We start from the raw sequence: 19,874 nt of genomic DNA, 5'->3' as shown, positions 1-19,874 counted from the left end.
AACGACTCGGCAGTGGCGACACAACCCGCCAGCGGCCAAGGAAGCCGGCCGGGCACGTCGCATGCCGGATCACGTTCGGTCGTAAGGCCGGGAGGTGCAGGCGCAGGCTAGCCGTTCAGCAAACTGATGAGGGTTTCGCGGTTGGGGAGGTTTTCGGGGCGGATTATGTCGGCGGTGCGGACGTAGTAGAAGGCGGCGTCGATTTGGTCGACGGGGATGCCGAGGAGTTCGGACCAGGCGACTCGGTAGATGGCTAGTTGGAGGGGGTCGGCGGCCTCGGTGCGGCTGGTTTTCCAGTCGATGACGTCGTAGCCGCGGGAACCGTCCGGCCGGACCACCTGGTACACCGCGTCGATCCGGCCGCGGATCACCCGACCGCCGAGGGACAAGGCGAACGGCGCCTCGATCTCGTACGGTGTGCGCTCGCCGAACGGGCCGATCCGGAACGCGTCCATCAGTTCGAACAGGTCGGTGTCGTCGACGATCCCCTCGTCCGCGGCGCCGGGCAGGTCGTCGGGATCGAGCAGCAACTGCTGGCCGAAGTAGCTCTCCACCCAGGCGTGGAACCTGGTCCCGAAACGTGCGGCCCGGTTGGGTTTGCGCGGCATCGGCCGGGCCAGCTCGGCGGCGAGGCCGTCCGGGTCCTTGGCCAGCCGCATCACCTGGGTCGCCGACAACGCGCGCGGCAACTCCACGTCGTACGCCTTCCGGCTCCGGCTTTCCCTTGCCTCGGACAACAATCGCTCGATCTCCGAGTCCCACCGGGCGACCGTCGCCTGCTCGTCCAGCAGCAACGACTCCTCCGCCTCGACCGACGGCCCTTCCGCCCGGGATCGCTCGACCAACGCGACCGCTTCGAGCCGACGCTGGTACGCCGCCGAGTCGTACGCCGCGGGCCACGGCGCCCGGGTCTGCTCCGCCAGCTCCGGGTTCTCCGCCGACAGTTCCGGTTGCGGCGCCCATTCGACGACCCGGTCGCCCGCGTGCTTCTTCAGCATCTCCAGGTACGCCGAGGGTCCGCGCGGGCGTTTCTGCGTCGGCCCCCACCAGTGCCCCGTGGCGACCAGGATCTCCTTCGCCCGGGTGAACGCGACGTACCCGAGCCGGCGTTCCTCCAGCGCGTTCACGTCCTTGCACTCGTCGGCGAACGCCTTCAGCCCCGCGTTCGACAGGTCGTGGAAATCGGGCAACGTGTCGGCGTCACCGCGCAACGGCCACGGCAGCACCTTCGCGTTCGTGGTCCACTTGTCCCGGCCGCGATCCGACGGGAACACCTTCGACACCAGCGTCGGCACGAACACGACCGGCCACTCCAGCCCCTTCGACCGGTGGGTGGTGAGCAGCTTGACCGAATCGGCCTCACTCGGTACGGCGAGGTCGAGGCCGGCGGCGTACTCCTCCTCGGCGGCCAGATACGCGAGCAGCCCGTCGAGCGAGCCGTCCGACTCGGTCGACACGAAGTTGCCCACGGCATCCAAGAACGCGGCCAGGTGATCCCGGCGACCCGAGTCCACGTGATCCGGGGTGGCGGTCAGCTCCACGTCGAGCCCGATCGTGCTGATCACCCGGCGGACCAGATCCAGCAACGGCTCAGCCGCATGCGCCCGCAGTTCGCGAAGCTCGGCCGACAGCTCCTGGAACCGCTCCAGCGCCGCCGGCGAATACCCCCACGCCGCCGTCCCCGGATCGTCGACGGCCTCGGCGAGCGAGATCACCTCGGTCGAATCCATCCCCGCGACGGCAGCATCCAGGGCAGCGACCAGATCGTCGGCAGCGGGTCGTTCGCCGCCGTCGGCCAGCGCCCGGGACCGGTTGGCGAGCAGAGCGAGATCGCGATGCCCGATCCGGTACCGCGGCCCGGTGAGGATCCGCAGCATCGCCGCGTTCGCGGTCAGGTCGTTCACCGCTTGCAGGGTCGCGACCACGTCGACCACCTCGGGCAACGTGAGCAGCCCGCCCAGCCCGACCACCTCGACCGGGACCTTGCGCGCGATCAACGCCTCGTGCACCGCGCTGAGGTCGACGTTGGTCCGCATCAGGATGCCGATGTCCTTCCACCGGCGGTTCGGCGTCCGGTGCGCGGCGACGATCGAGTCCGCGACCCACTCGATCTCCTGCGACCGCGTCTCGAACAGCCCGACCGTGATCGCGCCCTCCGGAGCACCCTCAGGCGCCTCCAGCGGAATCACACCGGGGTGTTGTACGTAGAGCTCGGTCGCGTGCTGATTCGCCGCGGCGAGAATCCGGCTGCCGCAGCGCCGGTTCACGCTCAGCACGTAGCGGTTGGCCGGCGTACCGTCGAGGTTCCGGAAGTGTTCGGGGAACTCGTCCAGGTTCGCGACCGACGCGCCGCGCCAACCGTAGATCGCCTGGCAGGGGTCGCCGACAGCCGTGACCGGGTGCCCGCGACCGTGTTCGGGATCCGGCCCGGCGAACAACGCCGTCAACATCCGCCGCTGCGAGACGGACGTGTCCTGATACTCGTCCAGCAGCACGACCTTGTACCGCGACCGCTCGATCACCGGGACTTCGGGACACTCCTCCGCCAGTCGCGCCCCGAGCGCCATCTGGTCCGCGAAGTCGACGACACCGCGATCCGCCTTGTATGCCTGGTATTCCTCGACCAGTTGCAGGATCTCGCCCCGCTTCAGCGACGTCTCGGCGAGCTTCTTCACCTCGACGGTCTGCTTCCGCGCCGCGGCCACCTCACGGCGTACCGCCTCGTCGTGATCCCGTACTTCGTCCGCGCGGAGCAGGTGGTCAGCCAGCTCACCGTCGAGCGAGAGCAGGCTGTTGACCAACGTCGGCACGTGGTGCGATGCGTGCCGGATCGGCCCGGCGGATCGGCGTACGACGCGGCCGGCGAGCTGGAACCTGGTCGCGTCGGCGAGCACCCGGACGTCGGGTTCGAGGCCGAGCCGGAGTCCGTGTTCGGCGATCAACGTGCCGGCGAAGGCGTGGTACGTCGAGACGACGGGCTCGCCTGGTTCCTCAGGCTCCCAGTTCGGGATGTTGCTGCGCAGGTGGGCTGCGAGGATCGGGTGCTGCTCGGGCGGCAGGGTCGAGCCGAGCACGCCCGCCTTGGTCAGGTCCTCGCGGATCCGCACGTCGAGCTCGTTGGCGGCCTTCTTGGTGAAGGTCAGCCCGAGCACCTCCTCCGGCTTCACCTGACCCGTGCAGATCAACCAGACGACCCGCGCGGCCATCGCAGTCGTCTTCCCCGAACCCGCCCCGGCCACGATCACCCCAGGCGCAAGCGGCGCGGTGATCGCCGCCAACTGCTGATCACTGAACGGAATTCCCAGCAAATCAACGAGATCCGCCGTAGAGGTCAGCTGAGCGCGCATCAGACGATTTCCCGGCCTTCGGGCTGGATGGGGCAGAGGCCGCGGACCTCGCAGCGGGTGCAGCCGTCGTTGCGCTTGGCAACGAACTCCTCGGAGCGGACCATCGCCTCGGCGTCCTCGACGGCCTCGTCCAGCCAGGTACGGCCGTCCTCGTCGGCCTCCAACGGCGCCTGCGGCTGCACCTTCGGCAGCCCGCTGTCGTCATGCCGGAGCTGGACCAGCTCGGCACCACCACTGCGCGGATCCTCGCCGAGCTGTTCCAGCTGCCGAGACGCGATCGCCCGCTGGTAGATCGCCAGCTGAACATGCCGCTCCAGCGCAGGCTTGGTCGGAATCGACCGGCCCGTCTTCAGATCGATCACCCGGACCGCGCCGTCGCTGTCCTGCTCGATCCGGTCCATCCGGCCCTTCACCTGCACGGCCGGTTTGTCCGTGTCCGGCAGCAGCACGCTGAAGTCCACCTCCGTACCGAGCAGCGTGCGATCCGGCCGCCCCTGGTGCCACGCGACGAACCGCCGCAACGCCTGCTCCGCCTCCACCCGCTCACGATCAGAGATCCAGGACGACTCGAACTCCAACTGCGTCCACACTTTGTCGAGCCATCCGTTCAACTCGTCCGCGTACGGCGGCAGCGTCCCCGTCGCGACCGCGTCCGCCAACGTATGAAGAACCATGCCGAACCCGATCGCCGACGTACTGGGTGTTTCCCCACCCGCGCGACGCTGCAGGAACCAGCGCAGTGGACAGTCCACGATCGTCGTCAGCGCACTCCCCGACAACGGCACCGGCAGATCGGGATCCGCGATCGGCCGCTCGGACCTCGTCCGCTCCCGCACACCCCACCACCGCTGCGGATCCGCCGTCGGGACCAGCGAGTACTCACGCTCGTCCACCGCATCCGCCAGCAACGCCAGCCGATCGGCGGCGACCCGCTTCAAGGCCGGAGACGAAGCCGGATCCGCCAGCACGCACCGCAGATCCGCGACCAGCCCGGACAACGACAGCGGTCGGCGCGGCCGTCCGGCGACCAGTTTCAAAGGAATGTCCAGCTCGGCAAGTAATCGGGACGGCTGATCGCCATCCGCCTCAGGCGCCTGCACCGCCGTTACGATCAACCTCTCCCGGGCCCGGGTGATCGCGACGTAGAACAACCGTCTCTCCTCGGCCAGCAACGCCCCGGCCGACAGCGGTTCCACCAGTCCGTCCGGGCCGAGCCGGTCCGGTTCCAGCAGCGAACCCCGGCGCCGGAGGTCCGGCCACTGCCCCTCCTGCACGCTCGCCACGACGACGAGCCGCCACTGCAGACCCTTCGACCGGTGCGCGGTCATCAGCTGTACGCCGGCCTCGCGGTACGTCGCATCGAACCGGTTGTCCGCCGCGATGTCGAGCGACTCCAACTCACTCAGGAACGCCGAGACGCCCTTGAACCCGACCTGCTCCTCGGCCCGGCTCGCCGCGTCGAACAGCGCGCACAACGAGTCCAGATCCCGGTTCGCCGTCCGCGCGACCTCACCGCCGCTGTTCGCCTGACCGCGGAGTCGACGCAACCATGGCGACTCCGACCACAGCGACCACATCACCTCGTCCGGCGCGGCTCCCGCGATCACGATGTTCCTTGCCTTGAGCAACCTCTCCCCCAGGGCCGCGAACCGCGCCTCGGCCGGTGACGCCTGCTCGTCCAGCAGCAACGGATCCAGCAGCGCCTCACGCAACAACTCGTCCGACGAACGCGGCAACCGCTGACCACCCGCAGCCTCGCGATCGCGCTTCCGCAGTACCCGGGCCAGCCGCCGTAGCTGACCGGCATCCATCGCCCCCAACGGCGACAACGCCAACGCCCGGACGACGTCCACCGTGAGCGTCGACGGATCGGCAACCGCCCTCAGGGCCAGCAGCATCGGCCGTACTGCGGGTTCGCGGGACAACGGCAACTCGTCGCCGGCGACGTCGACCGGAATCCCCGCGGCCGCCAGCGCGCGACGCAACGGCGGGATCGACCGGCTGCCGGATCGGACCAGCACCGCCATCTCGTGCCAGCCGACGCCGTCCTGGACGTGGGCCCGGCGGAGCAGGTCGGCGATGTGCTCGAGCTCGGCGCCACTGGTCGAGTAGAGGTTCGCCTCCACCTTGCCCGGGCCGTAGACGCATCCACTCCCATCGGGATTGCGGAACCGCTCGAACGTGTCGCGATCGAGTGCGCCCGGTACGCCGAGGCGGTTCACCACGTTGCGGGAGACGCGGAGCAGCGTCGTACCGAATCTTCTGGTGGTCGCGAGCGCGATCTGCGGGGCGGGCTCGCCGGACGCAGTACGGAACTCGTCGGTGAAGCGCAGCAGACCGCGCACCTCGGCGCCGCGGAACGTGTAGATCGACTGGTCCGGGTCGCCCACCACGACCAGGTCGCGGCCGTCACCGGCGAGCGCCTGCAGGAGCTTGGTCTGGCCGGGATCGGTGTCCTGGTACTCGTCGACGAAGACGGCCTTGAACTCCTGGCGCAACTTCGCCCGCACCTCGGGTTGCTGGGCCAGGATCACCGCGCGGTGGATGAGCTCGGAGTAGTCCAGCACCTGCTCGTGGTCGAGGATCTGCAGGTACTCCTCGAAGAAGTCGCCGACCGCGACCCACTCCGGCCGGCTCGCCGAATGCCCGATCGCCGACAGGTCCTCCGGATCGAGCCCGAGCTGCCGCGCCTTGCCGATGACCGCCTGCACTTCGTCGGTGAATCCGCGCGTCTTCAACGCCGGATGCAGACTCCCCGGCCAATGCACGGCGCCGACCTCGCGACTGCCTCCGAGGGCTTCGCTCAACCGCAACGACTGCTCCGGCCCGGACGGCAGCCGCAGCGGCACGTCGAACGCATCCGCCGGCGTGAACCTGCGCAACAACGCATAACAGAACGAATGGAACGTCATCGACGGCATCACCCGCGTGGTCCGCCCGAGGCGCGCGGTGATCCGATCCCTGAGCTCGGTTGCCGCCTTCCGCCCGAACGTCAGCACGAGCACCTCGTCGGGCGTCAGCCCGCGGTTGGCGACTCGGTCGACGACTGCTTCGACCAAGGTCGTCGTCTTCCCGGTGCCGGGGCCGGCCAGCACAAGAAGTGGACCACCTGGATGGTCCACCACAGCTTGCTGATCAGCATCGAGAACAGGTGCCGGCGGTGCCACCGCCTGCCGTCCCTCCGGCCTGACAAGCCGGTACCGGGACCCTGTTCTGCTGACCACCGCCTCATCCCATCAGACCCCACCGACAATCCCCCGCCGCACCCGCCGCAACCCCCGGTTCTACCCGCAATCCGGACGCTGTCTGAGGGACGGGCAGATCGTCGCTACTCGTCGGGATCCCAGCGCACGGCGCGAAGGTTGACTTTGCCGTCGGTGATCCGCACACCGTCGCCACGCAGGAGTTGCAGCTGCTCGTCGCCCACCTCGTCAGCCGGCACCCCACTGGCCCGGATGACTCGCCACCACGGCACCCCGCCGCCGTACTCGCGCATCACCGCCCCGACCTGCCGCGGCCCGCCCTGCCCGACATACGCCGCGATGTCCCCGTACGTCGAGACGCGCCCCTCCGGAATCGACTCGACCGCCCGAAGCACAGCCTCGACATACTCCTCCCGATCCACACGCCAACGCTAGCCGCTGACTTCTTCGCGGAAAGTTCGGGCCGGTGTTGGGGTCAGGTGAGGGAGGCGAGGGACTTGGCGAGGGGTTCCAGGACGGAGGGGGACGCGTCCAGGGGGAGGTTCATGATGACCAGGTCGACGCCGGCTTCTCCGTACGCCGCGGCGTCGGCGACGGCCCTGTCGAGGGGCTGGTCCGGGTCGATCCGGACGTTGACCGAACACGTGATCTCAGCGGGATCGCGGCCGACGTCCTCGCAGTGCTGGACCAGGATGTCCTTGAGCGGCTTCCACTCCGCCGGGCCCGGGACGATCACGTTCCACTGCTGGGCCCAGCGGGCGACGGATCGCAGCGTGCGCTTCGGGCCCTTGCCGCCGATGGTGATCGGGGGATGCGGGGTCTGGACGGCCTTCGGTTCGCAGTACGCGTCGGTGAGTTTCACATACTGCCCGTCGAAGTTCGCGACCTTCTCGGTGAGCAGCGCGATCATCGCCTGCACGCCCTCGTCGAACCGGTCGAAGCGTTCCTTCAGCGGCGGCAACTCGATGCCGTACGCGTCGCACTCCAGCTGATTCCAGCCCGCGCCCACACCAAGCTCGAGCCGGCCGCCGGAGATGACGTCGGTGGTCGCGGCCATGTTCGCCAGCACCGCCGGATGCCGGTAGATCATCCCGGTCACCTGGCACCCGACCCGGATCCGCCGCGTCGCCTGTGCCAGCGCGGCCAGCGTCGTCCATGCCTCGAGGTTCGGACCCGCCATGTCGCCGCTCAACGGGTAGAAGTGGTCCCAGTGCCAGGCCGACTCGAAGATCTCGAACTCGTCCGCCGCGACCCACATTTCCCTCATCTGCTGCCACGTGGTGTGTTCCGGCCTGGTCTTGATCGCAAACCGCATCGCACGCCTCCCGGGTAAAGGGTTTCCCCGCAACCTACCCCCTCCTCTAACCCGACACCGCTCGCGATCCTCCACCACGCCCGCGCACCGCCGATCCCTCGCCCGCGCCCCAGCACCCACGAACGCACGCCCCGTACCACCACCCCACCAACCCGCTCCGGGTCAGACCACCAACCTCGCCAATCCGCCCAACCGGGTGCGCCGGAGCTGGATAGCAGGGGGAGGGCTGTGCGGACGCGGCGCCGGCTGGGCGTCAGTCGAGGCCGAGGCGGGCTCTTACTTCGGGGCGGCGCAGCGGTGGGACCTTCTGCGGGGGGACGCGGCGTTCGGGGAGTTCCTCGAGCAGGGCCTCGGTGATCTTGGCGACCTCGGCGGCGGCCCGTTCGATCGGCTCGCGGGTGGTCGCGCTCAGGGACCCCACACCGCTCACCTTGCGCACGTACTGCAGGGCGGCGGCGTAGATCTCTTCAGAAGTCGCGGCCGGCTCCAGGCCGCGGAGAACGGTGATGTTTCGGCACATACCAGAAGACGGTACGCGTCCCCGGGGACAACCCACACGACCCACAACAGAGACTACGAGGTATTGACTTTCCTAATGGTATTAGGTTTTCCTCAGGGGGTGAGCACAGCAGCGGTGGATCGTCGGGGTAAGCGGCGGCAGCAGACGATTGACGAGATCCTCGACGTGGCTGTCGAACTGATGGCGAGCGAGGGGGTTGCCGCGTTGAGTTTGTCGGCGGTCGCGCGGAAGGTCGGGATGCAGCCGCCGTCGCTCTACCAGTACTTCCCGTCGAAGATGGCGATCTACGACGCCCTGTTCCAACGCGGCGCGGAGCAGTTCCGCGACGTACGCCGGGAGGCCGAGCGGACCGCGACCACGGACGACGTACTGGAGCAGGGCCTGATCAACTTGACCGCGTTCAGCCGCTGGTGCATGGCGAATCCCGTGTACTCGCAGCTGTTGTTCTGGCGGACCGTGCCGGGGTTCGAACCGAGTCCGGAGGCGTTCGCACCGGCCCAGGAATCCCTGCAGGATCTGCGCGATCACTTGCAGGCGGCCGTGGACGCCGGTCGGCTTCACCCGGACGCCGCGACCGAGGAAGGCGTCGCGCTCTACACGTCGATCACGGCGGGCGTGATGTCGCAGCAGTTGGCCAACGAGCCGGACGCAGCGTTCGAGGACGGACGGTTCACGCGACTGCTGCCCGTCGTACTGGAGATGTTTCACCAGCGATACGCACCAACAAGGGGGAAGAGATGAAATGGGGGCGGAAGAGATGACCGCAGTACTTGCCCGGGAGATCGCCCGGGCCGATCGGTCGCGCTGCAGACTGCACCGCGACGCCGAGATCCAGGCCTGGCACGACCTGCTCGCATCACTCGACGGCGACGACTGGCATCGCCGGACGGTCTGCGACGAGTGGGACGTCGCCGACATCGCGGGGCACCTGTGCGGGCAGGCTGAGGACGTGATCCGGCCTTGGTCGTTCCCACTCCGGGACCGGCGCGCCAAGCGGGTCTACCCGGATGTCGTGCTGCTCGATGCGCACATGATGGTGCAGGCCGACGATCATCGCGGTACGCCGCCTGCCGAGCTGCGGGCGCGCTTCGACCGATTGTGGGCGAAGGCGTCGCGGATCATCTCCCGCAATCCGGGGCTGATCCGGCGGATCCAGTTCAAGGTGGACGGGATCCCGGGGTTCGAGAGGATCGAGCTCGGCTACGTCCAGGACATCCTGCTCGCGCGCGACTTGTGGATGCACCGCGACGACGTGTGCCAGGCGCTGGGCCGCGAGTTCGACGCCGGCCCGTACGCCGAGGAGGTGGTCGCCCAGGTCATGCTCGATCTCGTGGATGGACCGTTCTGGGGCGCACGACCGACCGTGGTCCTCGAACTCACCGGGCAGGGTGGCGGGATCTACCACCTCGGATCAGGCGAACCAGTCGCGACGCTGCGGACCGACGCTGTCGGCTACATGCGAACCGTGTCCGGCCGCGACGACCACCCGGCAGTCGAGCTCGTCTCGGGCGATCCAGCCGGGGTCGACGCGGTCGCAGGATGCCGAATGCCGTTCTGATCCCGCCCACCCGTATCTGCACCACTCATCAAGCGCGGTTGATGCGGACGGCCAGCCCATCACAATCGGTCCATCGCACGCTCGCCCACGCTCAGGACGGCCTGCCAGATCGCATTGTGATGGGCTGGGCGTCCGCCCCGGCCGAGGTTACTGAGTGGTGGAGATACGCCTGGCGGCACGACGTGACGCTCCCGCTGGATCCACGGATGGGTCCAGCGGGAGCGTTGGCGTACGGGGTCTGTCGGTCGGGCTAGTAGGACGGCTGGCTGGGGTCGATTTGGTCTACCCAGGCGACTACGCCGCCGCCCACGTGCACGGCGTCGGAGAAGCCGGCACCCTTGGCGATGGCGAGCACCTCGGCCGAACGGACGCCCGACTTGCAGTGGAAGATGAGTTGCTTGTCCTGCGGGAGCTTCTCCAGCGCGACACCGGTCTGGAAGTCGGCCTTGGGGATCAGCACCGCGCCGGGGATGCGGTTGATCTCGTACTCGTTCGGCTCGCGGACGTCGATCAGCAGGAAGTCCTTCTCGCCGTTGTCCTTGAGCTTGATCCACTCACTCAGCTGCTTCACCGAGATGGTCGAACCCACCGCCGCGTCGGCCGCCTCCTCGGTGATCGCGCCGCAGAAGTCCTCGTAGTCGATCAGCTCGGTGACGGTCGGGTTCTCGCCGCAGATCGCGCAGTTCGGGTCCTTGCGAACCTTCAGGGCGCGCCAGTTCAGGTCGAGCGCCTCGTAGATGTTCAGCCGGCCGAGCGACGGGTCGCCGATACCGGTGAGCAGCTTGATCGCCTCGGTCACCTGGGCGGCGCCGACCGACGCGCAGAGCACGCCGAGCACGCCACCTTCGGCGCAGGACGGGACCATGCCGGGCGGCGGCGGCTCGGGGTACAGGCAGCGGTAACACGGTCCGTGCTCGGCCCAGAACACGCTGACCTGGCCGTCGAACCGGAAGATCGAGCCCCACACGTACGGCTTGCCGAGCAGCACCGCCGCGTCGTTCACCAGGTACCGGGTGGCGAAGTTGTCGGTGCCGTCGACGATCAGGTCGTACTGCTCGAAGATCTCGAAGACGTTGTCGTTGTCCAGCCGGGTCTCGTGCAGGACGACGTTCGTGTTCGGGTTGGTCTCGAGAATGGAGTCCTTGGCCGACTGCGCCTTGGACTTCCCGACGTCGGACTGACCATGGATGATCTGGCGCTGCAGGTTCGACTCGTCGACGGTGTCGAACTCGACGATGCCGAGGGTGCCGACGCCGGCCGCGGCCAGGTAGAGCAGCGCGGGGCTGCCGAGACCGCCGGCGCCGATCACCAGCACCTTGGCGTTCTTCAGCCGCTTCTGGCCGGCCATCCCGACCTCGGGGATGATCAGGTGCCGCGAATACCGGCGGACCTCGTCGATGGTCAGCTCGTCGGCCGGTTCGACCAGCGGGGGCAATGACACTTGTCGGCTCCTCGTCAGCGGGAAATTGCGGGGGATCTCCGGTTTTCAACCATCGTTCCCTCGTCCATGTTCCCGCACCACCCCAGCCCAGGCCCGCCGCGTCCGGATCCCGGGACACCCGTCTCACACCCAGCCGGTTTCCCCACGCTCAAGGTGCACCCGAATCCTCCCACCGGAAAGCGGGACCTCGGACCACAAGGCGGGACCTCGGACAGGTAATCACCCTGTCCGAGGTCCCGCGTTGTTGTTCACAGTCCCGACGGGCGGGATCCGGCTGGCTCCACGGCTCCCGGCGGGTCGGGACCCCGGACACGGAACCGGGACCCCGGACACGGAACCAGGACCCCGGACACGGAACCAGGACCCCGGACACGGAACCGGGACCCCGGACACGGAACCGGGACCCCGGACACGGAACCGGAACCGGGACCCCGGACACGGAACCGGGACCCCGGACACGGAACCGGAACCGGGACCCCGGACAGGGAGCGGGGACCCCGGACAGGGAGCGGGGACCCCGGACAGGGAGCGGGGACCCCGGACAGGGAGCGGGGACCCCGGACAGGGAATACCTTGTCCGAGGTCCCGCCTTGGTGGTCGAGGTCCCCAGTGCAGCCCGCCGGCCGCTACGAGCCCGCCGGCGGGCCGTAGTACGGGGCTGCGTCAGTCGTTGTCGCGGATGGTGCCGGTCGCGGTTTTGGGGCCGGTGAGGGTGGCGCCGTCGACTGTGGTGGCCGTCGCTGTGAAGGTCTCGGTGGGTTCCTTGACCTTGTCGTCGACCACCTGGACCTGGACGACGCCTGTCGTCTGCCCCGGTTCGAGGTACCCGTCAAAAGCACGGTCCGCCGGGTTCGACCCATCGTCGTACACGCTGCGGTAGTCCTTCCGGATCACCGCCGTCCCGTCCTTCAGCAGACCGCTGACCGACACGTACCGATCACTCGGCGCCGACAACCGGATCGGGAACTCGATGAACCCGTTCTTCTCCACCACCGACGCAGACCCGAACGAAACCGTCGGCGTCGGATCGTCGTCGAGCACCAGACCGGACCCGAACGAGTCGGCCAGCAACCCGTCCCGCGGCGCGGACAGCACCAGGTTGAACGGTAGGTCGTCCCCGTCCCGGGTGTTCGCCTTGATCGGCACGGTCACCTTCTGCCGCGTCTGCCCGGGCTTGAACACCAACTGCCGCGCCACATCCCCGATGACGTCGCCGAACTCACCGCCGCTGGTCTCGGCGTACACCGTGACCGGACGGATGCTCGGCCGCGACATCGACACCCAGAAGTCGAGGTTCTTCACCCCGCTGTTGCCCTCCTGCGTCTTCACGTCGGACGCGGACAACCGCGGCAGCAACCGGGCCGGCCCCGACCACCCGAGCCCGGGCCGCGAGAACGCCAGATCGCTCACGAACACCGACCCGCTCGAAGCCCGATCCGTCCGCAGCTCGATCGCCCGGACATCCCGCAGATCGATCCCCTTCAAGGAAGCAGCCGGGATCCGTACGGTCCTGAGCAGGTTCTTCGGCAGACCGCTGTCGTTCGCGCCCGGCAACCGGACCAGGGCGTCACCGAGACTAGACACCGGTACGGACACGGCCCGCCCGCGACCGTCGACTACCCGCATGCTCAGGTCGGTCCGCGCCGCACTCGTCGGATCCGGAGCCGCCCGGAACGTCAGCGCGGAGTACCGCCGGACATCACGTTGCGCCGCCGGCACCACAATCCGGACAACGCCGCTCTTGCCCGTCCAGGTCAGCTTGGTGACTGCGGTCGTCGGGGTCCGCGCCGCGAACCACGCCTCGACCCAGTGCGGCGACTGGCTGCTGTCGTCATTCGTCACGCACGGACCAGCCGCCTGCCGTCCTGCGCCGCGATCTGCCGCCGGACGCCGCGATCGGACAACGCCCGCGGGCGCCTGCGGCACACGCACCCCCGCACACACGGCCGCCTTCGCACTCCCACTGACCGCACCGGCCGGCAGTGCCTGGTCGAACCGGAACACGTCCCGCCGATCACCAGCCGGCGCCTGTGCAACCACCCGTACGACGGCGCGCCCGGCCGAGGTCGCCCTCGTATCCGACCCGTCGAACAACGGCAGGAACTTCGCCTCGTGCCCGAGCTGAAGACGGAAGAACCCCGCGATGTACGCCGCTCCGACCGCCTGCTGTTCCTTCGCGGTCAACCGGCCCGCGTACTTCGCGCCGCACGGCGACGTCTTCTCCTCACCCCACCAGTCATCGTTGGACGGCGCCACCGACTGCCCTGGAGTCCACTCGGTGTTGAAGAAGTTGTGGTTGGCCCCGAGCACCGTGACGGTCGAGCGCGGCGCACTGTCACCGGTCACCGAGTACCGCGTGTCGTCGTAGAACTTCTGCCCCTGCAGATCGGACACGTCGCCGTCGCAGTACGGCAGCAGCACGCTCATCGCCACTCCGGGCACTGTCGCACGGGCGAAGTCGGTCGGCGCCAGTGGAAGGACAGCGCGGATGCCGTATCGGCCGCCCCGGTCTGTGTTGAGCACGGCCGCGCGGGCGACACCCTCACCACCACGCGAGTGTCCCATCAGTCCGACGTTGCCGAGGTCGACCTTGCCGACGTACTGCGAACCGAACGGGCCGCCGCCGATCGTCGACCACTTCCGCCACAGGTCGAGGTGGTGCAGCACCAGTTCGGCGCGGGCCTGAGCACCTGCGTCGAATGCGTCGCTGTCCCATCCGTTGATCGCGTTCGCGCTGATCGACACCACCTGGTAGCCGTGACTGGCCAGCGCCTGTGCGGGACCGTCGTACCCCCGGTAGCTCGGCACTGCCTTCGACTTACCGCCACAAGGCCACGGGACTTCCGACGGGTTGTCCTCGTCGCCGTAGCAGACCTGGTGACGGCCGTGCAGGAAGACCACAAGCGGACGGGGCCCGAACGCGCCGCGCGGCGTGTAGACCTTGCCGCGGACCTCGGACTTGTGCCCGAGCCCGGGGAGGTACACGGCTTCGTCGCCGAGGTTGTACTCCGACGTCGCGACCTGGTACCTGCCGGGGGTCGCCGGGTCCTCGGCGAGCGCGGGACCACGCAGTGCCTTGAGCCAATACGAATCAGTCGGGCCCGCGCCCTCCCTGGACCGCTTGCGCCCTTCGGCGGGTTCGCCCGACCACACCAGCCGCACGTCGCGTGCGCGTAGTACGGACGGGTCCTTGGTGATCAGGGAGACGGTGCGGCGGTCGGCCGATTGGCGGGCGACGCCGATGGTCTCGCCGTCCACCGAGAGCAGCGGGAGGGCGTCGCGTAGTGGCGCCGGCGCGTCCAGCCGGAGAGTGATTCGGTAGCCGCCGGCAACCGGTTCGGTGATCCAGTTCTTGCCTTGGGCAACTGGTGGCGGCGGGGCGGCGAACGCGGCCGGCGCGGTCAGACCCGACCCCAGTAGTGCGACCATCCCCAGCGACAGTGTGATTCTGCCGATGATCCGCACGAGTGTCCTTTCGTCGGCGAACAGAGCAACCGTCCGACGTCGTGGTCCGGCGGAAAGTTGCCCTCGTCAGCGGATCGGGTGCGGAGATCATCCCAGAGGATGACGGGCTCTTCGCGGACCCGTACCGAGGTATGTCGCGCCGCCGATACGAGTGGGGTACGCACCGGTGCTTCCAACGCCGCCAACCGGGGGCGCCCGGTTATGCGATCAGCTGGCGGAAGGCTAGGGCGACCTCGTGGGGGTGTTCCATCTGGGCGACGTGGCCGGAGGTGGGGAGGTAGAGCAGTCGCGCGTTCGGGAAGGTGCGCTGCGCCTTGGTCCGGATCCTCGCGTCGACCAGCCGGTCCCGGCCGCCGTAGATCAGCAGCACCGGACAGGTGAGCTGCGCTGCGTCGGCCCACAGAGACCGCCTCGGCCGTGCCAGTGACGACAACAACAGGCTGCGCGCCCCGTCGAGCATGGCCTGTGTCCCCCACGGCTGCGTGTCCCGCCGGTGCAACTCATCCTCGTACGCCTGCCGTACCTCGGGCGGCAGCGCACGTGGATCGCCGAACACCATCGCGAGCGACGCCTGGAACCGCCGCTCGAACGGCATCCGCTTGGTTCGCTCCAGCACGACCTTGCCGAGCCGTGGAGTCGCCAGCGCGGCGAACCACAGCGCACTGGCCGACGCACGTGGATGCGGCAGCGCCGGGGAGACCAGTGTCAGCGACAGCACCTGCTCGGGGCGTCGCGCTGCAAGAGCCACTGCGGCCGCACCGCCCATGGAGTTGCCGAACAAGTGCAGCGCCTTGCCGTCCAGCTCCCGGTCCATCAGTTCTTCCAGGACATCGGCTTGTTCGGCGATTCCCGCGCGGCCGACGTGCGGCGTACGGCCGAAGCCCGGGAGATCGGGTGCGATCCCGCGGATGGTGTCGTTGAGCAGCAGACCCAACGCCGTCCAGTTCAGCGACGACCCGCCGAGCCCGTGCACGAACAGCGCGGGTGGGAGATCCGCCGGAGCCCCCGGAAGTTCCCTGACCAGCAGGTCAACACCGGCGACCGGCACTGTCCGCGCCGGCCACTGCTGTGCGCCCAACGGCACCGAAATGCCGGTTACCGCCCCGTAACTCTCCACAAAGCAATGTTAGAGCGCCCTGACACTGGACACTGGGGACTATGGCGGCCGGAGAAACGCAACTGACCACCGAGGTCGACGGGCAGACGATGAAGCTCACCAACCTCGGCAAGGTCCTGTACCCACAGACGGGCTTCACCAAGGCCGAGGTGATCGACTACTACCACCAGATCGCTCCCCTGCTGCTCCCACACCTCTCCGACCGTCCCCTGACCCGGAAGCGCTGGCCCGACGGCACCGGCGCGGCGTACTTCTTCGAGAAGAACGCACCCCGCGGTACGCCGAAGTGGGTGCGCACCGTGACCCTGCCGACCCCCGGGAGCTCGACCGGGCGGGACGAGGCCGACTTCGTCGTGGCGGACGACATCCCGACCGTCGTGTGGCTCGCGAACCTGGCGGCACTGGAACTGCACGTGCCGCAGTGGCGGATCGGGCTGTCCGACGACGGCAAGGACCCGCAGGCCGATCTGATCGTGTTCGACCTCGACCCGGGGCCAGGGGCCACGATCGTCGAGTGCTGCGACGTCGCGCTCGCACTGCGGGAGCTGTTGAGCCACTACGGGCTGGAGGGCTGGCCGAAGACGTCGGGGAACAAGGGGATGCACCTGTACGTGCCGATCGAGCCCGCGTCGTCCAGGTCCACCTCGGCGTTCGCCAAGATGCTCGCGGAACAACTGGCCGAGGCCCTGCCCGAGAACGTCACCGCGAATATGACGAAGGCGCTCCGGCCGGGCAAGGTGTTCATCGACTGGAGCCAGAACGCCAGCGCCAAGACCACGCTCGCGCCGTACTCGCTGCGCGGGTCCGACGAACCCCGGGTGTCGACGCCAATCGACTGGGACGAGGTCGCCGCGGCCACAGACACTCGGGAGCTGACGTTCCTGCCGCACGATGTACTGGCGCGGGTCGAGGAGTACGGCGATGTGCTCGCGGGCTTGTACGACGACCCGCGGCCGCTACCGTCGTGAGCAGGACCGATTCGCGGAGAGGAGACGGACATGACCGAGCCCGGTATCGAGGTACCCCTGGACGCTCCGGAGGCGGACGTCCTGGCCCAATCCCAGTCACCGGCCGCCCTGGATGACGAGGACGACGACCTCGACAGCGACGTACCCCAGGAGGCCAACCCGGCCGACGTGGTCGACCAACGCCGCTCGGTACGCCTTGATGACGAGGACGACTACCAGTAATCAGGTCCCCGGAGCGCCAAGGGGTGGTAGCAAGCTACTGGCGAGACACACCGCTGGGTAGGATTCGCCGGTATACCGCCGTCGGCGCGAGCCGTCGGTGCCGCACCAGCGAAGGAGCCGACGTGTCGACGACACCGGAGACCGCACCGAAACGCGGCAGCCGCCTGCCGCGACTGGCCCGTCGCGCGCAGCTGCTCGAGGCGGCCCAGGAAGTCTTCGTCGCGAACGGCTACCACGCCGCCGCGATGGACGACATCGCCGACCGGGCCGGCGTCTCCAAGCCGGTGCTGTACCAGCACTTCCCGGGCAAGCTCGACCTCTACCTGGCGCTGCTGGACACCTCCTGCGACGCGATCATCGCCTCTGTGCGCGAGGCGCTGCGCTCCACCGAGGACAACAAGCTACGCGTCGCAGCGACGATTCACGCCTTCTACGACTATGTGGCGAACGCCCAGGGCGCTTTCCGGCTGGTGTTCGAGTCCGACCTGACCAACGAGCCTGCCGTCCGCGAGCGGGTGGACCGGGTGACGCACGCGTGCGCCGAGGCCGTCTCCGAGGTGATCAGCGCCGACGCCGGTCTCAGCAAGGAACAGTCGATGGTCCTGGCCGTCAGCCTGGTCGGCATGGCCCAGGTCAGCGCTCGCTACTGGCTCGCGGCCGGCGACGGCACCACCAACCAGGACCAAGCCGCCGAGCTGGTAGCCAGCCTCGCCTGGCGAGGCATCCGAGGCTTTCCCCGAACCGACACCTGACCCCGTGCCCCGGCAGGGCGTGGAGGGGCGCAGCCGGCGGGACGTAGTACGGGGAAGGCGCGCGAGGTTCTGCTCTTGGCGGACGGGTGCGGGCTGGGGGCCGGTAGCGGATAGGCTCGAAGCGGTACCGGCGAGAGCCGCTGGTAGGAGCGTGCCCCGGAGGGTTTCGTGGAGGTCAAGATCGGCGTGCAGCACGCCAATCGTGAGTTGGTGCTGGAGAGCGAGCAGACCCCGGAAGAGGTCGAAGCGACCGTGGCCGCGGCGCTCGCCGGCAAGACCAACCTGTTGCAGCTGACGGACGAGAAGGGCCGCCGGATCATCGTCCCGGCCGATCGGCTCGCGTACGTCGAGATCGGCGAGGTGTCGATCCGCAAGGTCGGCTTCGGCGCGATCTGAGGCCGGTCCGGGCCCAGGGCGTGTCTGTCGATACGCCCTGATTCGGCATCGGTCCGGACACGGGTCCGCGTGTCCAGGTTGCCAAGGGCGACGAAGCGGGCACGATGAGGGGTGAGACCTGCGTGCAGGTGGTCTGCTTCTTCGGCACGGGTAGCCGGCCGGTTTAGCACGGGGCACTTGACCGGCGCAGGTCGTCCATCCTTCGGAGGAGGAACCGTGTACTGGGTCTGGATGCTCATCGTCAGTCTCATCGCCGGAGTCATCTTCGGGCCACTGGCCCGTCTGGTGCTGCCGGGCAAGCAGAACATCAGCCTCGGCTGGACCATCCTGGGCGGCGGTATCGGCGCCTTCGCCGGTGGTCTGATCGCCAAGGCCCTCGGTGTCAAGGACACCAGCGGCCCGGACTGGATCCAGTACCTGATCCAGATCGCCTGCGCGGCCGTCGTCGTCGCCATCATCTCGTCCCGAAAAGGCTCGAAGACAGCAGCCTGACCACCCCCAATACAGCGGCCGCCACCCGATCCCGGGCAGGCGGCCGCTCGGCGTACCGGGGCCTTCGCCCAGGCGGTGGGGTCAGGGCTGGAGGCCCAGGGCGGTCATTCGGGCGGTGTGGGCTTCGGTGAGGCGGGTGAGCATGCGGCCGATGGCGGCCAGATCGAGGCCGGGGCGGTCGACGGAGCCGGCCAGCAGAGCGGCCAGGGAGTCGCGGTCGGCGGCGATGCGCTGGGCCTGGCTGAGGGCCTCACCGACCAGGCGGCGACCCCACAGCGCCAGCCGGCCGCCGAGTTTGGGGTCCTCCTCGATCGCGGCGCGGACCCGGTCGACGACGAACTCGGCCTGGCCGGAGTCGCCGAACACCTCGAGCACCAGGGCCCGGGTGTCCGCGTCCACGAACGAGGCGATCTCGCGATAGAAGTCGTTGGCCAGCCCGTCCCCGACGTACGCCTTGACCAGACCCTCGAGCCAGTCCGACGGCGCGGTGTGGTCGTGGAACGCGTCCAGCGGGGTGACGAACGGCTGCATCGCGTCCATCGGATCCACGCCGAGTTCGACCAGGCGGTCCCGGAGCTGGACGAAATGGCCGAACTCGGTGGTCGCCAGCTGGGCCAGCTGCGCCTTGTCGTTGAGGGTCGGCGCGAGCTTCGCGTCCTCGGCGATCCGCTCGAACGCCGTCAGTTCGCCGTACGCCAGCACGCCCAGCAGATCCACCGCCGCGGCCCGGTAGGCGGGATCATCGAAGGCCGTCGTCTCACTCATGGTCGGCACCATATCGGCCCACCGGGACCGCCGGATGAAAGCGCACGGACCACAACTGGGACGTGGCAGTGGAATGGGCGTCCGAGGGGTGGGAAATCGGGGCGTAATAGCACGAGATGGTTTACGGCTACACTGGAAGGCGTTTCGCCGGTGACACGCCCATGATGGGCAGCTGGTGCGAGCCGCTTGCACAGTGTCCCGCGCCTCACAGACAGGGCAGCCCCTATGCCCTCGGCGCCGGCCCATTGTGCATCTGTCCGTACCAGCATGTGAGAGGCGATCAGCCTGACCACCTTCCGAGAGCTCGGGGTAC

Annotated in this window: 16 protein-coding genes; 7 read left to right on the top strand and 9 right to left on the bottom strand. The window is 68.7% G+C overall.

The window, feature by feature from the left end:
• Positions 1 to 107: 107 nt before the first annotated feature.
• The 5 genes from EV643_RS34735 to EV643_RS34715 all read right to left on the bottom strand — a co-directional run bounded on the left by EV643_RS34735 (position 108) and on the right by EV643_RS34715 (position 8,385).
• Positions 108 to 3,347, bottom strand: coding sequence for an ATP-dependent helicase (locus EV643_RS34735; protein WP_133804440.1), 3,240 nt, complete (start codon positions 3,345 to 3,347; stop codon positions 108 to 110).
• The gene (locus EV643_RS34730) at positions 3,347 to 6,469 is read right to left on the bottom strand and encodes an ATP-dependent helicase (RefSeq protein WP_238166010.1); all 3,123 of its coding nucleotides are present in this window, start codon (positions 6,467 to 6,469) and stop codon (positions 3,347 to 3,349) included. Before EV643_RS34730 ends, EV643_RS34735 begins: the two co-directional genes overlap by 1 nt.
• Before the next feature lie 206 nt (positions 6,470 to 6,675).
• On the bottom strand, positions 6,676 to 6,972 hold the full coding sequence (locus EV643_RS34725; protein ID WP_133804438.1) for an MGMT family protein: 297 nt from the start codon (positions 6,970 to 6,972) through the stop codon (positions 6,676 to 6,678).
• Between the two features lie 53 nt (positions 6,973 to 7,025).
• Complete coding sequence (locus EV643_RS34720) at positions 7,026 to 7,865, bottom strand: TIGR03560 family F420-dependent LLM class oxidoreductase (RefSeq protein WP_133804437.1); 840 nt, start codon at positions 7,863 to 7,865, stop codon at positions 7,026 to 7,028.
• A gap of 253 nt (positions 7,866 to 8,118) precedes the next feature.
• Entirely contained in the window at positions 8,119 to 8,385 is a 267-nt protein-coding gene (locus EV643_RS34715; protein WP_133804436.1) for a DUF2277 domain-containing protein, read from the bottom strand.
• 99 nt (positions 8,386 to 8,484) lie between these two features.
• Here EV643_RS34715 and EV643_RS34710 point away from each other — a divergent pair, with 99 nt between their 5' ends.
• Together EV643_RS34710 and EV643_RS34705 are read left to right on the top strand one after the other, a co-directional pair.
• Complete coding sequence (locus EV643_RS34710; RefSeq protein ID WP_166665686.1) at positions 8,485 to 9,126, top strand: TetR/AcrR family transcriptional regulator; 642 nt, start codon at positions 8,485 to 8,487, stop codon at positions 9,124 to 9,126.
• Position 9,127: 1 nt separating this feature from the next.
• Entirely contained in the window at positions 9,128 to 9,943 is an 816-nt protein-coding gene (locus EV643_RS34705; RefSeq protein ID WP_133804434.1) for a maleylpyruvate isomerase family mycothiol-dependent enzyme, read from the top strand.
• Between the two features lie 250 nt (positions 9,944 to 10,193).
• On the opposite strand, the gene moeZ is transcribed toward EV643_RS34705, so the two are convergent.
• The 3 genes from moeZ to EV643_RS34690 all read right to left on the bottom strand — a co-directional run bounded on the left by moeZ (position 10,194) and on the right by EV643_RS34690 (position 15,966).
• Complete coding sequence (gene moeZ / locus EV643_RS34700; protein WP_133804433.1) at positions 10,194 to 11,384, bottom strand: adenylyltransferase/sulfurtransferase MoeZ; 1,191 nt, start codon at positions 11,382 to 11,384, stop codon at positions 10,194 to 10,196.
• A gap of 663 nt (positions 11,385 to 12,047) precedes the next feature.
• Positions 12,048 to 14,813 (bottom strand): Calx-beta domain-containing protein, encoded by a 2,766-nt coding sequence (locus EV643_RS34695; protein ID WP_238166008.1) that lies wholly within the window; start codon positions 14,811 to 14,813, stop codon positions 12,048 to 12,050.
• Positions 14,814 to 15,048: 235 nt separating this feature from the next.
• Positions 15,049 to 15,966 (bottom strand): alpha/beta fold hydrolase, encoded by a 918-nt coding sequence (locus tag EV643_RS34690; protein ID WP_133804431.1) that lies wholly within the window; start codon positions 15,964 to 15,966, stop codon positions 15,049 to 15,051.
• A 41-nt stretch (positions 15,967 to 16,007) separates the two neighbouring features.
• On the opposite strand from EV643_RS34690, the gene ligD reads away from it, so the two are divergent.
• The 5 genes from ligD to EV643_RS34665 all read left to right on the top strand — a co-directional run bounded on the left by ligD (position 16,008) and on the right by EV643_RS34665 (position 18,796).
• Complete coding sequence (ligD, locus tag EV643_RS34685; RefSeq protein WP_133804430.1) at positions 16,008 to 16,934, top strand: non-homologous end-joining DNA ligase; 927 nt, start codon at positions 16,008 to 16,010, stop codon at positions 16,932 to 16,934.
• 30 nt (positions 16,935 to 16,964) lie between these two features.
• The gene (locus EV643_RS34680) at positions 16,965 to 17,156 is read left to right on the top strand and encodes an Rv3202a family protein (protein WP_133804429.1); all 192 of its coding nucleotides are present in this window, start codon (positions 16,965 to 16,967) and stop codon (positions 17,154 to 17,156) included.
• Positions 17,157 to 17,278: 122 nt separating this feature from the next.
• Positions 17,279 to 17,908 carry a TetR/AcrR family transcriptional regulator gene (locus tag EV643_RS34675; RefSeq protein WP_133804428.1) on the top strand — a complete coding sequence of 210 codons (630 nt, stop codon included), beginning with the start codon at positions 17,279 to 17,281 and terminating at the stop codon, positions 17,906 to 17,908.
• 168 nt (positions 17,909 to 18,076) lie between these two features.
• A complete protein-coding gene (locus EV643_RS34670) occupies positions 18,077 to 18,304 on the top strand; it encodes a DUF3107 domain-containing protein (protein WP_133804427.1) in 228 nt (75 codons plus the stop codon).
• A gap of 216 nt (positions 18,305 to 18,520) precedes the next feature.
• On the top strand, positions 18,521 to 18,796 hold the full coding sequence (locus EV643_RS34665) for a GlsB/YeaQ/YmgE family stress response membrane protein (protein WP_202869888.1): 276 nt from the start codon (positions 18,521 to 18,523) through the stop codon (positions 18,794 to 18,796).
• An 81-nt stretch (positions 18,797 to 18,877) separates the two neighbouring features.
• Here EV643_RS34665 and EV643_RS34660 read toward each other — a convergent pair whose 3' ends face one another.
• Positions 18,878 to 19,561, bottom strand: coding sequence for a ferritin-like fold-containing protein (locus EV643_RS34660; RefSeq protein ID WP_238166007.1), 684 nt, complete (start codon positions 19,559 to 19,561; stop codon positions 18,878 to 18,880).
• Between the last annotated feature and the right edge of the window lie 313 nt (positions 19,562 to 19,874).

It is taken from the genome of Kribbella caucasensis, from assembly GCF_004361855.1.
Lineage (GTDB): Bacteria > Actinomycetota > Actinomycetes > Propionibacteriales > Kribbellaceae > Kribbella > Kribbella caucasensis.
Note: the sequence above shows the minus strand (reverse complement) of the source record. Positions and strands in the feature narration are given on the sequence as shown.

Excerpts from the sequence above, each read along its gene's own strand:
- EV643_RS34735 (WP_133804440.1), bottom strand. The coding sequence starts at position 3,347 with ATGCGCGCTCAGCTGACCTCTACGGCGGATCTCGTTGATTTGCTGGGA.
- EV643_RS34720 (WP_133804437.1), bottom strand. The coding sequence starts at position 7,865 with ATGCGGTTTGCGATCAAGACCAGGCCGGAACACACCACGTGGCAGCAG.
- EV643_RS34715 (WP_133804436.1), bottom strand. The coding sequence starts at position 8,385 with ATGTGCCGAAACATCACCGTTCTCCGCGGCCTGGAGCCGGCCGCGACT.
- EV643_RS34705 (WP_133804434.1), top strand. The coding sequence starts at position 9,128 with ATGGGGGCGGAAGAGATGACCGCAGTACTTGCCCGGGAGATCGCCCGG.
- EV643_RS34695 (WP_238166008.1), bottom strand. The coding sequence starts at position 14,813 with ATGGTCGCACTACTGGGGTCGGGTCTGACCGCGCCGGCCGCGTTCGCC.
- ligD (WP_133804430.1), top strand. The coding sequence starts at position 16,008 with ATGGCGGCCGGAGAAACGCAACTGACCACCGAGGTCGACGGGCAGACG.
- EV643_RS34680 (WP_133804429.1), top strand. The coding sequence starts at position 16,965 with ATGACCGAGCCCGGTATCGAGGTACCCCTGGACGCTCCGGAGGCGGAC.
- EV643_RS34660 (WP_238166007.1), bottom strand. The coding sequence starts at position 19,561 with ATGAGTGAGACGACGGCCTTCGATGATCCCGCCTACCGGGCCGCGGCG.